Genomic DNA, 13,703 nt, shown 5'->3' on the forward strand with positions numbered 1-13,703 from the left:
CTGACGGGTACGCCGCAGCGACAGGGGTGCGCACCGGATTGTTGGACGGATCGGTCGTGGACGGACCGGTCAGTGCAGGGTGCTGATCGGACTCCCGTCCGCGAGCCGCCCGTTGAGCTCGGCGCGCGCCCCCTCCTTGGCCCGTACGGCGAGGAGGTTGCCCCGCCCGCTGCCGGTCGTCCCGCCGGACAGGGTCACCGACGACACCTGCTCGCTGCCCGCCGCGAGCACGAACCAGTTCCCGCCGCGCGACTTCCACAGCACCCCGGCAAGGACCTGCGCCTCGCGGACCCCGCAGGCCGCGGAGTTCTCGGCACGGGCCGCGATGGCGCCCGGCGCGAGCTTGGCGGAGGGCGCCTGGAACTGGGCGAACACCCGGCTGCCCGCGCCCCGCCAGGTCTCGGCCCGGGTGCAGATCCAGTCGGCGGTGCCGTTGTTCTCGGGCAGCGCCTGCTGGGCGAACTGCCAGTTGTTGACGGAGCGCACCCCGTGCGAGCGGACGGTGGGCAGCAGACACGCGGTGCGCGCCCAGCCCGTGCGGGCGGAGCGGTCGCCGACGTCACGGGGATCGTAGGACGGCCCCCACGTCAGCCGCGCCGGGGCGAGCTCGCCGAGGTCGGTGACGAGCCGCACCCCGCTGTCGTCGTGGAACTCGAGCGCCTCCCAGGACGTGCACTGGCGGGCCTGCGCGGGCGACACGATCGGGTCGGTCACCCCGTCCTTGTCCCGGTGCAGCGGCCGCGCGGAGGCGTCCGGGGTCAGCAGATCGCGTACGGAGGCCTGGTGCACCCAGGGCGCGGTCAGATAGCGCACGTTGCCGTCGGTCCGGCCCACCACGAGCGCGCTCGCGGACGCGGCGTCGGCGGCATCCACGCGCGCGAAGTCGAGCGCGGCCCCGGCCGTGCCGTCGCGCGGCTCGGCATAGCGGGCGACCCGCAGCCCGTCGTAGAGCAGCACGACCCTGGCCCGGTCCACATCGCTCGCGAACAGGAGTTGAGGCGCGCCCATCGGCGGACCCGACGGGGTGCCCGGCGTCGCCGAGACCTGTACGGACTCGCCCGGCCGCGCCCACACGGCGAGCGCCCGCCGCAGCAGCCCCGAGTCGCCGAGCAGACCGCCCCGGGCCGGCCACACCGAGAAGTCCGTACGGGTCGCGGTCGTCCACGCCGTGGGCTCGACCCGCAGCAGATGGCCGGGGTCGAGCGCGGCCTGGGCCACCGGGTTCTGCGCGTAGGGCGGCGCGGCCGCGCCGTCGGGCCCCCAGCCGTCGCCCGGCAGACCGATGAGCGCCCCGCACACCACGAGCGCGGCGACGGCGGCGAGCGCGGCCCGGCTGTGCTGGCGGCGCCGCATCAGATCGGTGGGCCTGGCCTGGAGCGAGCAGGGGTCGAACTCGGCGGATTCGAGGAGCCCGGCCTGCGACTCGGTGGTGTCGGCCTCGGCGAGCGCCAGGCGCGCCTCGGTGACCCCGGCCGCGTTCAGCTCCGCGCACACCTCGTCGTCGCCGAGCCGTTCGAGACCGCGCAGTACATAGGCCGCCCGGGCGGGTCCGGAGAGGGCGGAGAGGCGCTGGTCCAGGGCGAGTTCATCGGCGCCGCCCGAACGCGGGAACAGCCTCAGGCCCCAGACCTGCGGCAGCAGCGGCGGGAACTGAGCCCGCTTGGGCCAGGCCTTGCGGCGCAGCGGAAGCCCCGCTTCGAGCGCCTGGCGCACCACGCGCCGCCGCACATACACATACCCCGGGTCGCCGTCGGCCTCGGCCTGCCGCGCCCCGGGGATCAGGCCGTCGTCGGGGCCGTCACCGGTGCCGCCGCGGCCGCGCGGCAGCGAGCGCTGCACGATCGCGTGCGCGGTCACCACTCGGCGGTTGCGCCCGAGCGACGGCGGGAGTACGAGGTAGGCGAGCCGCACCAGTCGCGGATAGTGCTCGACGAGCGCGGCTTCGGCCTGCTCGACGCCGACGGAGGGGGCGGGTGGGTTGAGGATGTCCTGCTCTGGGGCCACGTTCAGCAAAACGAGCGAATGTGGAGATGGTCACCCCGTACCCAACCGGCTGACCCCTCGGGCGAGTTGACGCCGGTGGGAGTCGATCAGACGACGAGCCGTTCGTGCAGCCGGGCCACCGCGTCGTCCGGCACCCCGAGCCCCTCGCGGACGTACTTCTCCATCGAGCCGTACTTCGTGGCGACCTCATCGAGGGCCGCCGCCAGGTACTCGGGTACGACGCCGATGATGGCGAGCGCGATCTCGGGGTCGCCGCCCTGTGCGGTGAAGCCCTCGATGAGCGGGGCGAAGGCCTGGCGCACCGCCGGGTTGACCGACAGGTACTCGCGCTCGACGGTCGCCTCGTCGGCGCCGAGCAGCGTCAGGAGCACGGTGGCCGCCCAGCCGGTGCGGTCCTTGCCGGCCGTGCAGTGGAAGAGCAGCGGGCCCGCGTCGTCGGCGGCGAGCTCCGTCAGGAGGGTGCGGTAGGCGGAGCGCGCCGAGTTGGAGGAGACGAGCGAGCGGTAGGTGTCGGCGAACAGGGCCTGCGCCTTGCCGCCCCCCAGGTGCTCCTCGGCCACGACCGGGTCGGCCAGGATGTGCTTGAGCTGGGCGGCGGGCGCGTCGGTGGCCGAGATCTTGTCGGCGAGCGCGTCGGCGACGACGAGGCGGGCGCCGGGCGGCACCCGGTCGGGGTGGTCGCCACGCTCGGCGTCGGTGCGGAAGTCGAGGATCGTGCGCAGCCCGAGCGCGGCCACCGCCGGATCGGCCGCCGGGTCCATGCGGTCGAGCTGACCGGCGCGGAAGACGAGGCCGGAGCGGACGGTGCGGCCGCCGGACAGCGGGGTTTCGCCGAGGTCGCGCAGGTTGGCGACGGTGGTGGCGGGGATCGCGATCATGTGCGGGCGGCTCCTGAGCGGGTGAAATCTACCGGTTTCGATCCGAACGGTAGTCCACGGCCGTCGCCACCCCGAGACCGAGCCCCAGTGCCGCGAAATGTCCCGCGTCGGTGAAGGTGCGGTCCCGCCGAAGGAGGGGCTTCGCGGCCAGGGCGAGCAGCGCGATCCGGGCGCCGGCGCGCAGCGGGCCGGGCGGCAGGGCCGAGGTCAGCGCCCCGAGGGTCGCGTAGAAGCCGTAGCTGGTGCCCACGTCCAGGGCGGAGCGGGTGGCGGGCGAGGGGCGGCCGGCGCGCAGCCCGCCGTACACCAGGAGCGTCGCGCCCGCATGGCCGAGCAGGAACACCCCGGCCGCCCACCAGGCCCCGTGCGCGTACTCCGCGTAGCCGAGCACCGCGAGCAGGAGCAGCGCGTATGGCAGCTCCATGGGCGACTCGACGAGCAGCGCGCTGGTGGCAAGGGTCCCGTATCGCCCGGCTTCCAGGTTGTCGACGTTGGTGGAGCGCGAGCGCAGCAGGTCCTGGCGGTCCCGCTCGCCGAGCAGCCGCCGGCTCGCGTACGCGATGAGCTGGACGCCGCCGACGTAGGCGGGGGCGAGGGTGGGTACACGCATGCGTCCATGATCACCCATCGGGGACCCGCCCGCCTTTTCGCCTTCGACAAATCGCCAAGTCGCCTTGTTTATAAGGGAGTTGGAGGCAAGATGGGGTGATGCGAAACGATGCACGAGTGGTCCTTGGGGTTGTTGTGGCCGTCGCGGTGGTGACCGGCTGCGGTTCGTCCTCGCACGGGCCCACGACCGCGAGCGGAACCCTGGAGCAGCTGGCCGCCCGGGCCGGCTGCAAGCCCGTCGTCTCGACGGACTCGGCCGAGCTGAGGCAGGCCAACTGCACGACGAAGGACGGCCGTTACGTGCTCGCCACCTTCGCCACCGACCGCGGCCAGCGGGAGTGGATCAACGAGGCGCGGGACTACGGCGGCGTCTATCTGGTCGGGCGCAAGTGGGTGGCGGTCGGCGAACAGCCGGTGGTCACGGCACTGCACGGCCGCCTCGGTGGCAGTGTCGAGACCGGGACCATGCATTCCGGACACTGACCGGGGCGGCCGCGCAGCGGCAGTTGCCTCCGCGCGCTCACGCGCAGGGGGTCAGGCGCAGGAGCGCCCGGTGTTGATGCAGTTCACCGCCTTTCCCATCAGCTGGTCGCTGAAGACGTCGATGAAGTCACCGTGATCGGTGACGGGCTTGTGGAGCTGCTCGGGGAACGAGTCCACGGCGAATGCGCCCGCCTTGGCGGGCACGTCGTAGACGATGCGCTGCACGAGCTGGGGAATCGCCTTGAATCCGGCCGGGCAGGCGCCCCTTTTGTCCGCGAAGGCGACATGGGTGCGGTGGTTGGCGCTGTCGGTGTTCCTGCCGTCCCAGCAGCTCTGGAATTTTAAGGTACGGACCACCTTGCTGCCCTGCGGGCACAGCGGGTATTTGTCCTTGAGCTGGCGGTTCTCGAATCCGGTGCAGCTCCAGGAGGCATTGGCATTCGCATTGCCATTGGTGAACGCCTTGGCGTCACCCGTGATGATCCGCAGGAATCGGGGCATTGCGGTGACCTTGCTCACCGGGCTTCCCGTCAATTGGATCGTGGCCTGGACAGGGGTCTGAATCTTGCCGACGTTCTTGTCCTTGCCGCCGCCGTCCGCGTTGGCGTCGGTGTCGTTGCCCTGGTTGAGGACCCGTACGACCGGCCAGTAATAGGTGGACCTGTCTCCCTGATTGCGGCAGCTGGTGTTGCCCCGGGCGAGATCGGCATCGCTGGAGAAGGCATCCGTCGCCTGGTTTCCGACGTAATCGTGCATATGGTGGGCGCCATTGCTCACGCCCGGCGCGACGATGACATTGTCGGGGTTGCGTTTGCCGTTCTGGTTGCGGCCGCAGTCGCTGGTGAAGGTGCCGGTGGAGGCGCCGCGTCCGGGCTGCGGGGCGGCGACGTTCGGACGTACGGAGCGGATGTCGGCGAAGTCGCTGCGTGCGGGGCCGGAGGCGGTGACGTTGTCGGCGGCGTTCTGGCCGTTGGCCTGGGCGTCTGCCTGGTTGCCGTCCTGATCACTGGACGCCGGGGCGTCGGCGGCCCGCATCGTGCAGGCGGCGAGCCCCTTGTCGTTGAGGTCCGGCTGGCCCGTGGCGTCCGCGATCTGGCCGATGGTATCGGTGCGTTGCCGTTTCAGCGGGTTGAGCACCATCGTGTCCGCGAGGCGGGGATCGCGCTGGATGCGGTCCTTGTTGTCGGCGAACTTCGTATACGCGTCGGTAATCTGTGTATCGAGGTCGGCGAGCCGGCGGTCCACGCGTGATTTCGCCGAATCGGGCACGGTGGACAGCGAATTGCCCACATCCGGGCAGTCGATGGTCGACAGCATCCGCATCTGCGCCATGTCGTGCCCGGACGATCCCGAACCGCCCGAATCGCCTTCACTGGCGGAGGCATAGAAATTGACCGCGACGAGCCCGCCTCCGCCCAGGATGAGTGCGGCCGCGGCCATCGTCATCCGGCGGGGGAGGGTCTGCCGTTTTCGTGGTGAGCGTGCGATGCGTCCCATGGAACTCCTTCGCTTGAAGCGCGCAGTTCCATACGGATGGGAAGCGTGGGGCGTTCAACGCCTCAGGAGATTCATGGGAGTTGAGACTCCCTCAGGATTTACCGCGCCTGCTTCACCGCGCGCAGCACCACGAACTTCGGGTCCGATGCCATGAGTTCGCAGTTGCCGAACATCCGGCGGAGCTTCTCGTGATAGCCGAGGTGGCGGTTGCCGACCACCCACAGCTCGCCGCCCTCGCGCAGCGCCGTGCGGGCGTCCGCGAACATGCGCGAGGAGGTGCGGTCCGTCGTCGCCTGGTGGGTGTGGAACGGCGGGTTGTTCAGGACCAGGTCGGCGGTGCCGGGCTCGAAGTCCGCGAGCCCGTCGCCGAGCCGGAAGCCGGCCTCGCGCGCGGGCCCCGCACACATCCGGAAGGTGGCCTCGGCCGAGGCCATCGCCGGGTGCGACTCGTCGGCGAAGGTGATCCGCGCCTCGGGGTTGGCAAGGGCCGCCGCCGTACCCACGACGCCGTTGCCGCAGCCCAGGTCCACCACGTGGTCCGGGCCCGTGCGCTCGGGCAGGTGCTGGAGCAGGAAGCGGGTGCCGATGTCGAGGCGGTCGGCGCAGAACACCCCGGCGTAATTGGTCACGGCGAGCCCGGAGGCGGGGCCGATGCCCAGCTCAAGGGAGTACGTCAGCGGCCACGGGTTCTTGGGCCTGATCAGCGCCGGGTCCGGCGTGGTGAAGATCAGGCGGGCCTTCTTCTCGGCCAGCGAGGTCTTCGTCGGGCCGAGGATGCGCTCGAACAGGTTCAGCGTCGAGGTGTGGATCTCCTTGACCATGCCGGTGCCGACGACGACCGTGCCCGCGTGCACCGACGGCGCGATCCGGTGCAGCTGGTCCTCCAGGAGCCCGAGGCTCTTGGGCACCCGCACCAGCAGCACATCGACCCGCTCGGGCACCTCGTCCCGCGTCGACAGGAGACGTACGGAATCCGGCGCGTACCCCGCCCGACCCAGGTTGGCCCGGGTCGCCTCCTGGGCCAGGAACGAGTCGCTGATCTGCACGGGGCCGTGCTCGGCAAGCGCCGTGGTGAGCGCGCCCCAGCGGTCGCCGATGACGACGACGGTCCCCGAGAGGTCCAGCTCCGTGATCCCGGCGAGGTGCCGCAGCAGATAGTCGTCGGCGGCGTCCCAGGCCCGCAGCGGGTCGCGGGGGTCTTCGGGGAATCGGGTCAGGTCGTGCTCGCCCCAGGGCGTGATCATGCGGTTCATTGTTTTGCCAGGCTAACCCGAAACTGCCGCGGACCCCCGCCGCCGCAGCCGTCTCAGCCGCGGTCGAGGTAGGCGAGCACTGCGAGGACCCGGCGGTTGTCGTCGTCGGAGACCGGCAGGCCCAGCTTCAAGAAGATGTTGGAGGTGTGCTTGGCGATGGCCCGTTCGGTCACGACAAGGCGCTCGGCTATCGCCGCGTTCGAGCGGCCCTGCGCCATCAGCTCCATCACCTCCAGCTCGCGCGGGGTGAGCCCGCCCATCGGCTCGTCCTGCGCGCGGCGGGACAGGAGCTGCTGGATGACCTGCGGGTCCATGGCGGTGCCGCCGCCCGCCACCCGGCGTACCGCGTCGATGAACTGCGCCGCGTCGAACACCCGGTCCTTGAGCAGGTAGCCGACCCCGCCGGTGCCGTCCGCGAGGAGCTCGCGCGCGTACAGCTGCTCCACGTGCTGGGACAGGACCAGGACCGGCAGGCCGGGCCGGGCGCGGCGGGCGGCGAGCGCGCACTGGAGCCCTTCGTCGGTGTGCGACGGCGGAAGCCGGACGTCGACGATCGCGACGTCCGGCTCCAGTTCCGCGAAGGCCCGGGTCAGCTCCGGCCCGCTCTCGACGGCGGCGAGGATCTCGAAGTCGAACGCCTCCAGCATTCTGACCAGGCCGTCGCGGAGCAGGAACAGGTCCTCGGCTAGGACAACTCGCAAGGGATCTCCATGGTCACCAGAGTGGGACCGCCCGCGGGGCTGCTGACGGCCAGGACGCCGTCGAATGTACCGAGCCGGCGCTCGACCCCGCTCAGGCCGGTGCCCGCCCCGGTCCTCGCGCCACCCTTGCCGTTGTCGCCGACGGACACGCGCAGCGCGCCCGACCCGTACGACAGGTCGACCCAGATGCTGTCCGCCTCCGCGTGCTTGACCGCGTTGGTGAGCGCCTCGCTGACCGCGAAGTACGCGGCCGACTCGACCGGCGCCTCGGCGCGGGCCCGCTCCGGCAGGTCCACCGACACGTCGGTCGGCAAGGGCAGCCGCAGCGCCAACGCCCTTACGGCATCGGCCAGTCCGCGCTCGGCGAGGACCGGCGGGTGGATGCCGCGCACCAGGTCGCGCAGCTCGGTCAGCGCCTCGGCGGAGGACTCGCGGGCCATCGCGAGGAGCTGCTTGGCCTTCGCCGGGTCCGTCTCGACGAGCGCCTCGATGGTGCCCAGGTTCATGCCCATCGCGACCAGGCGGGCCTGCGCCCCGTCGTGCAAGTCCCGCTCGATGCGGCGCAGTTCGGCCGCGGAGGTGTCCACGGCGTCGTGCCGGGTCTCGGTCAGCCGGTCCACCCGCTGCGCCAGCTCGGCCTCGCGGGAGGGCGCGAGCAGCGCCCGGGCGAGCTGGAAGTGGCCGCGCAGCAGGGCCGGGTTGACGAACATGCCGAGCACGAACATCGCGGTGCCGAGGGCCGCGGCCGCGTACGCGGTTCCCTGGCTGACGACGTGGACGAACAGGAACCAGTCGCCGCCCGCGTCCGCGATCGGCCGCCACACGCCGAGCGCGAGCACCCAGCCGTACGCCATGTACAGGATCAGGACCGGCGGCAGCAGCGCGATGACGAACCCCGCCGTCATGTCGGCGAGCATCCAGCGCAGGTCGTGCCAGGTCGCCGGGTCGCGCAGCATGACCGTGCACCGCTCGACCCATCCGGCCAGCCCCGGCCGGTGCGGCACCGGCCGGTACGCCGACGGGATCCGCACCCCGCTCCAGCGGGCGGCCAGCTCACGCCGGAAGTTCGCGTGGGCCCGCACCCGCTCGACGATCAGCGGGGTGGCGAGCACGCCGACGCCGATGGGGATGAGGGCGATGGAGACGACGGTGAGCGTGAACAGCAGAATCGACCCGACGATCGAAATGAGGCTCAGGGCAAAGCCCCGTGGCCCCGCGAGCAGCGCGTCCCGTGCCTTGGCCGCATTCATTGCTTCCCCGTCTCCCTGAGTTCCGCTGCGGTACGCGCCCCATAAGGGGCGCGGGGCTGTGACATGTGCGACTCCGCCGCGTGGGCGCGACCAGCCTCCCCCAAGCTCTCAGCTTCGTTCGAGCAGGGGGGACCCCCACCGGCCCGCAGTCGAAGAACCGCACTCTCTGCGGAGCGCTAAGTGCCGGTGGGGCCGGCTCCCAGTGTCGCCGGGCCGCCGGCCCGGAGTCACTGGGCCCCGCCCCCGCCCAGGGGGTGTTGCCAGCACCACCATGCCGGCCCGCGTTCCGCCCGCCCCGCAGGGACCCCGCACGCAAAAGGGGCGGGGCGCCCTGAGGTGCCCCGCCCCAACTCCCTTGTCAGGGTGCGTACTTGTACCCCACCCGCCGTACCGTCTGGATCGCCCCCCGATGCTCGGCCCCGAGCTTGCGGCGCAGCCGGGCGACATGGACGTCGACCGTGCGGCCGTCGCCGACGTGGCCGTAGCCCCACACCGTGGTGACCAGCTGGTCACGGGTGTGCACCCGGTGCGGATGGGCCACCAGGTGGGCGAGCAGCTCGAATTCGAGGTAGGTGAGGTCGAGCTGCGCCCCGTCCACCTCGGCGGTGCGCCGTACGGTGTCGATCCGTACGAGCGCGTCCCCGCCGAAGGAGGCGGGCTCGACCGGGACGGGCGTCAGGGGCTCGGGCGCCGCGGCGAGCAGCGCGGGCTGCTGGTCGGCCGGGACGAGCACCAGATAGCCGACCATCGGCGGCTGGCCCGGCAGCGCGGGCAGAGTGTGCTGGGGTGCGGGCAGCCAAGTGGCGCCCGGCGGAAGGAAGTCGATGACCTGGGACGGGGCAGGACGTGCCACCTCGTCGCGGTCCACGGCCCGCAGTCGGTGCCGGCCGAGCGGCAGGGGGGTGTGGGCGTCGGCGGAGGGGAGGGTACGGGTGTTCGCCATGAGGGGTCAGCTCTTTCGCGCGGGGAGTCGTCGGCAGGGGACGTACGTCGTTGCGCGCGGGCCGAAGGCCTGGAGTGGATCGAGGCGTTAGAGGGCCGGCGCGTTCGTCGCGCGGCAACACACCCGGTCGAAGTCGTGGTCCTGACGGGACGGCCAGAACGGTTCGAGGTCGCTGCGACCTGTCGCGGGGTTCTGGATGCTGGCCATGTCCCCATTCAACCAGACGATCCGCCCGGTGCAGCAGCCCCCTCCCACGGACTGATACGGATCCTTGGCACAGCGTGACCGGAGTCGGCCCCTCCGAATCAGCGCCCCACAACGCCGAAGGGCGCCCACCGCAGAAGCGGCGGACGCCCTTTGAAGCCGAGCGCGGATGGCTCAGACCTGTCCGGCCTTCTCCAGGCCGGTGCAGCAGGTGTCGACGATGAGACGGGTCACCACGTACGGGTCGACGTTGGCGTTGGGGCGGCGGTCCTCGATGTAGCCCTTCCGGTCCACCTCGACCTGCCACGGGATGCGCACCGAGGCGCCGCGGTCGGAGACGCCGTACTTGTACTGGTCCCACGGGGCGGTCTCGTGCAGGCCGGTCAGGCGGTCGTCGATGCCGGCGCCGTAGTTCTTGACGTGGTCCATGGGCTTGGAGCCCTCGCCGAGTGCCTCGCAGGCGGTGATGATCGCGTCGTAACCCTCGCGCATCGCCTTGGTGGAGAAGTTGGTGTGCGCGCCCGCGCCGTTCCAGTCGCCCTTGACCGGCTTGGGGTCGAGGGTGGCGGAGACGTTGAAGTCCTCGGCGGTGCGGTAGAGCAGCCAGCGGGCGATCCACAGCTGGTCGGAGACCTCAAGGGGGGAGAGCGGGCCGACCTGGAACTCCCACTGGCCGGGCATCACTTCGGCGTTGATGCCGGAGATGCCGAGGCCCGCGGCGAGGCAGTGGTCGAGGTGCTTCTCGACGATCTCGCGGCCGAAGATCTCGTCCGCGCCGACGCCGCAGTAGTAGCCGCCCTGCGCGGCCGGGAAGCCGCCCACGGGGAAGCCGAGCGGGCGGTCGCCGTCGAAGAAGGTGTACTCCTGCTCGATGCCGAAGATCGGCTCCTGCGCCGCGAACTGCTCGGCGACCGGACGCAGCAGGGCACGCGTGTTGGACTCGTGCGGGGTGCCGTCGATGTTCAGGACCTCGCACAGCACGAGGATGTGGTCGCCGCCGCGGATCGGGTCCGGGCAGGAGAACACCGGCTTCAGGACGCGGTCCGATGCGTGGCCCTCGGCCTGGTTGGTGCTGGACCCGTCGAAGCCCCAGATGGGCAGCTCGGCGACGGCGACGGGCGAACCGGCCATGATCTTCGTCTTGGAACGGAGCTTGGCGGTCGGCTCGGTGCCGTCGATCCAGATGTACTCGGCCTTGTACGTCACGGAAGCCATCCTTTGCGGGAGCTGCGGGGTGCCTGCGCGCTGCCACGCTGCGGCGCTGCTGTATGCCCGGCAGCCTCACACCCCGGCATTTCCCGTCCGTTGCCCGTTTGTGAACCCGGTGTTACCTGGGGTGCCGCAGCAGCGCCGCGAAGCCCGCGTTGCGGATCCGCCTCGTCAGTTCCTCCGGTACGGTGCCGAGCGCCTCGGCGGTTCGTACCGGATCCCAGTCGTGGGCGGCCAGGCTCTGGAGCAGATGGCCGCGCCGTACCTGGTTCTCGGAGAGCCGGAACGTCTTCAGATACGCCACCCTGCCCTTGCGGTCGGTGATCGCCTCGCCGATGTGCTGGGCGGCGCCGCCCCGGTGGAACGGCGGCAGGAAGCGCCACAGGTCGAAGCCGCCCATCCGGTACACCCGGCTGAAGGCGTACGACGTGTCGTACAGCTCCGCGGCCATCACCGTGTCGTGCGCCTCGCGCCAGGCCCGCTCCTGCCCGCGGGCCGCCGCCCGCAGATCCGCGAGGGTACGCACATGCCGGTCGTCGACGCGGGCGGTGAACTCCGTGACCGGGCGCCCGTACTGCGCGTACTGTGGTGGATCAGCTCGCCGAACAGGTCCTGGAGCAGGGTGGCGTGCAGCGCCCGGTAGTCGTCCGGGTGCGGCACCGCGAAGGCGGCGCCGAGCGCGTCCGCCGCGTACACGAGGACACCGCACTGGCCCGGGTGGATCTCGAACACCCGCAGCGCGTCGGCGAGCCCGGGCACCTCGGCGCCGAGGTAGGCGCTCTCCACGCGCGGCGAGAGCCCGCCGCGCAGCGCCTCGCGCGACCAGGTGTCCCACTGCACGGAGGGGCCGCCGAAGTGCAGCGCCAGATAGCCCTCCAGGGCCAGGTGCAGCGGCAGGAAGCGCAGCCGGTCGCCGGGCCGCCGCTTCGCCATCCGGTGCAGCGGCACCCGGCTCGGCGGCACCTCGCCCAGACTCGTGCCGTATGCCGCCGAGGGTCCCTCGCCCGACCAGTCGGCCACGAAGCCGTGCGGGATGTAGGAGGTGTAGCGGGTGGTGTGGTTCAGGCGCACGTCCGCACCCACCGGGTCCCCGTACACTTCCCGGCTCAGCCGCAGCCCCGCCACCGCCTCCGCGCGCAGCAGCGGCACGAGGCGGATGCCGCCCCACACCTGGGCGGGCCCGGCGTCGAGACCGGTCAGGTCGAGCGAGGTCATCGGCTGTCCTTGGTGAAGTCGGCCGTGCGGCGGTCCAGATACGTGTACAGCTCGGCCAGACCCGTGCGGCCCTCGGCGAACTCGGCGATCTCCACCAGGGCGGGCAGGTCCTCCGCGTCGCGGATACCGGCCGTGGGCACCGAGGGGGCGAGGCGGCGCACGTCGAAGCCGTCCGCGTCGTATACGGGGTTCACGTGGACGACGCGGGTGCGGCGGTCCGGGTCGAGCCGGGTGCGCCACACCCGCAGCACCTCGCCCGCGAGGCCCGGCGGCGCGTTGTCCCAGCCGTCGGAGACGATCACGAGTCGCTCGGGGGAGTCGTCGAGCGCGTCCAGGACGCGGGAGCCGAGCGGGGTCGCGCCGAGGGGCCGGACCAGCAGCGGATCCGTGCCGCCCGAGGTCCAGCGGCCGCGGTACGCCCCCGCGCCGGCCAGCGCGGCCAGGAGGAAGTGGCAGGCCAGGGCCACCGCGAGCGGGCGGCGACGCTTCTCGCCGGAGCCGGCGGAGGAGTAGCTGTCGTCGAGCACCGCCGAGACGCGGCCCCACGTTCCCGCGTGCGGCCCGGCCGCGCGCAGCGCCGAGGCCCGCAGCGCGCCCGTCAGCTCGGCCCGGCGCCGCGCCCGCTCGTCGAGGCCGAGCGAGAGGACGTACAGAGCGAGCCGGGTCAGCGGCATCGTGGCCAGGTCGGCGGGGGCGGCCCCGGCCCGCGCCTGGATGCGCAGCCGCTCCAGGCGGGTGGTACGGGACCCGATCCGCTCCAGGAACACCTCGCGCGGCACCCCGTGCCGGGCCGCGAACCCCTCGGCGACGGTGAACGGCAGCTTGTACAGGGCGGCCTGCTCGTAGTGCGCGCGGCGGTGGGCGTCGAGCAGGGGGTGCTCGTAACGGGGCCGGCGGCCGGGCCGGAACAGGAAGTCCCCCAACTCGCCACCTCCGTAAGGGAGATGGGCATGCCGGGCCGCGGACTTCAGGCCGCCCCGGTACTTCACCGCGTCGAACGCCGGGTCCGGGCGGGCCGCCAGCCAGTCGCGGAAGATCGCGCGGGTGCGCCGGTTGTTGACCTTCGCCGTCCGCAGCGCGCGCAGCAGCCGGTACACCCGCTGCGGCGGGAGCACCGCGAGCCGGGCCGCGATCAGCCGCCCCTCGGTGCGCTTCTCCTCGGGGCTCGCCTCGCCCGCGCTCTCCAGGAGGTGGCGGACGATCAGCGCCGCGTTGTGGTCGTTGATGTCCAGGGCGAGCACGGCGGCGTACACCCTGCGGTGGTTGACCCGCACGTACTCGTGGAGGAAGGCGAGCGAGAGCCGCTGCTCGCCGGCGGCCGAGCGGAATTCGCGCTGCCCGGTGGCGGTCACGGCGGCATTGACGAAGAGCAGTACGTCCTCGGCCGCCACGAGGTCGGCGTAGCTCTCCTGAGCCATGGAGGTCCCCCGTGCGTGAAGTGGAAGCCGGCCGGGGAA

The 13,703-nt window shown here is 72.1% G+C and carries 11 protein-coding genes and 1 pseudogene; 1 reads left to right on the forward strand and 11 read right to left on the reverse strand.

Annotation, left to right across the window (positions count from 1 at the left end; genetic code table 11):
* Window positions 1–69: 69 nt before the first annotated feature.
* The 3 genes from ACSHXC_RS27825 to ACSHXC_RS27835 form a co-directional block, all read right to left on the reverse strand.
* Window positions 70–2,013 (reverse strand): hypothetical protein, encoded by a 1,944-nt coding sequence (locus tag ACSHXC_RS27825; protein ID WP_438294209.1) that lies wholly within the window; start codon window positions 2,011–2,013, stop codon window positions 70–72.
* A gap of 77 nt (window positions 2,014–2,090) precedes the next feature.
* A complete protein-coding gene (locus tag ACSHXC_RS27830) occupies window positions 2,091–2,882 on the reverse strand; it encodes a tyrosine-protein phosphatase (RefSeq protein WP_438294210.1) in 792 nt (263 codons plus the stop codon).
* 28 nt (window positions 2,883–2,910) lie between these two features.
* Entirely contained in the window at window positions 2,911–3,492 is a 582-nt protein-coding gene (locus ACSHXC_RS27835) for a rhomboid-like protein (protein WP_438294211.1), read from the reverse strand.
* A 98-nt stretch (window positions 3,493–3,590) separates the two neighbouring features.
* Between ACSHXC_RS27835 and ACSHXC_RS27840 the strand changes: the two genes are divergently transcribed.
* On the forward strand, window positions 3,591–3,974 hold the full coding sequence (locus tag ACSHXC_RS27840) for a hypothetical protein (RefSeq protein WP_438294212.1): 384 nt from the start codon (window positions 3,591–3,593) through the stop codon (window positions 3,972–3,974).
* A 51-nt stretch (window positions 3,975–4,025) separates the two neighbouring features.
* Here the strand turns inward: ACSHXC_RS27840 and ACSHXC_RS27845 are convergent, their stop codons facing one another.
* The 8 genes and pseudogenes from ACSHXC_RS27845 to ACSHXC_RS27880 all read right to left on the reverse strand — a co-directional run bounded on the left by ACSHXC_RS27845 (window position 4,026) and on the right by ACSHXC_RS27880 (window position 13,664).
* Entirely contained in the window at window positions 4,026–5,420 is a 1,395-nt protein-coding gene (locus ACSHXC_RS27845; protein WP_438294213.1) for a DUF1996 domain-containing protein, read from the reverse strand.
* A 149-nt stretch (window positions 5,421–5,569) separates the two neighbouring features.
* Window positions 5,570–6,715, reverse strand: a complete 1,146-nt coding sequence (locus tag ACSHXC_RS27850) for a methyltransferase (protein WP_438294214.1) — start codon at window positions 6,713–6,715, stop codon at window positions 5,570–5,572.
* Between the two features lie 62 nt (window positions 6,716–6,777).
* Window positions 6,778–7,425, reverse strand: coding sequence for a LuxR C-terminal-related transcriptional regulator (locus ACSHXC_RS27855; protein WP_438294215.1), 648 nt, complete (start codon window positions 7,423–7,425; stop codon window positions 6,778–6,780).
* Complete coding sequence (locus ACSHXC_RS27860) at window positions 7,410–8,675, reverse strand: sensor histidine kinase (protein WP_438294216.1); 1,266 nt, start codon at window positions 8,673–8,675, stop codon at window positions 7,410–7,412. Before ACSHXC_RS27860 ends, ACSHXC_RS27855 begins: the two co-directional genes overlap by 16 nt.
* Window positions 8,676–9,033: 358 nt before the next feature.
* Window positions 9,034–9,618, reverse strand: a complete 585-nt coding sequence (locus ACSHXC_RS27865; RefSeq protein ID WP_438294217.1) for a winged helix-turn-helix domain-containing protein — start codon at window positions 9,616–9,618, stop codon at window positions 9,034–9,036.
* 378 nt (window positions 9,619–9,996) lie between these two features.
* Window positions 9,997–11,028 (reverse strand): glutamine synthetase, encoded by a 1,032-nt coding sequence (glnII, locus tag ACSHXC_RS27870; RefSeq protein ID WP_438294218.1) that lies wholly within the window; start codon window positions 11,026–11,028, stop codon window positions 9,997–9,999.
* 121 nt (window positions 11,029–11,149) lie between these two features.
* Window positions 11,150–12,246, reverse strand: a pseudogene (locus tag ACSHXC_RS27875) (ARPP-2 domain-containing protein).
* Window positions 12,243–13,664: a hypothetical protein gene (locus tag ACSHXC_RS27880; protein WP_438294219.1), complete on the reverse strand. Its 1,422-nt coding sequence runs from the start codon at window positions 13,662–13,664 to the stop codon at window positions 12,243–12,245. The pseudogene ACSHXC_RS27875 and the gene ACSHXC_RS27880 overlap by 4 nt, the downstream one beginning before the upstream one ends.
* Between the last annotated feature and the right edge of the window lie 39 nt (window positions 13,665–13,703).

Origin of the sequence: Streptomyces sp. HUAS TT7, from assembly GCF_051550175.1 — a bacterium.
Taxonomy (GTDB): Bacteria; Actinomycetota; Actinomycetes; order Streptomycetales; family Streptomycetaceae; genus Streptomyces.